Source organism: Burkholderia sp. Se-20373 (genome assembly GCF_017104705.1).
Classification (GTDB): Bacteria; Pseudomonadota; Gammaproteobacteria; order Burkholderiales; family Burkholderiaceae; genus Burkholderia.
The window spans coordinates 1-791 of record NZ_JAAGPH010000381.1 but is presented as its reverse complement, the minus strand read 5'-3'; the positions used below and the strand labels follow the sequence as shown (position 1 = coordinate 791).

The following is a 791-nucleotide window of genomic DNA, read 5'->3' as shown; positions in this document are numbered from 1 at the left end:
TACGGCGGCTCGTTCCTGTATCACATGGACAACAACCAGGTCGTGGTCGGCTTCGTGGTGGGCCTCGGCTACACGAACCCGTACCTGTCGCCGTTCGAGGAATTCCAGCGCTACAAGACGCATCCGTCGATCCGCGCGTTCCTCGAAGGCGGCAAGCGCGTGTCGTACGGCGCGCGCGCGATCACGGCGGGCGGGCTGCTGTCGCTGCCGAAGACGGTGTTCCCGGGCGGCGCGCTGATCGGCGACGATGCGGGCTTCCTGAACGCGTCGCGGATCAAGGGCAGCCACGCGGCGATCAAGACCGGCATGCTGGCCGCCGACGCCGCGTTCGACGCGGTGCAGGCCGGCCGCCAGTCGGACGAGTTGAACGCGTACCCGGATGCGTTCAAGCAGTCGTGGCTGTACACGGAGCTGTACCGCGCGCGCAACTTCAAGCAGTGGATGGCCAAGGGACTGTACCTCGGCACGCTGATGGTCGGGCTCGAGCAGAAGGTGATGGGCGGCAACGTGCCGTGGACGCTGCATCACAAGCATGCGGATCATGAGATGCTGAAGCCGGCGTCGCAATGCCAGCCGATCGAGTATCCGAAGCCGGACGGCAAGCTGACGTTCGATCGTCTGTCGTCGGTGTTCATCTCGAACACGAACCACGAGGAGAACCAGCCGGCGCACCTGACGCTGAAGGACGCGAGCGTGCCGGTGAACGTGAACCTGCGCACGTACGCGGGGCCGGAGGCGCGTTTCTGCCCGGCAGCCGTGTACGAGTTCGTGAAGAACGACGACGGCAGCGA

The 791-nt window shown here is 65.6% G+C and carries 1 protein-coding gene; it reads left to right on the top strand.

From position 1 onward, the window contains the following. The coding region (locus tag G3N96_RS38870; RefSeq protein ID WP_206140509.1) for an electron-transfer flavoprotein:ubiquinone oxidoreductase at positions 1–791 on the top strand (791 nt) is incomplete at both ends.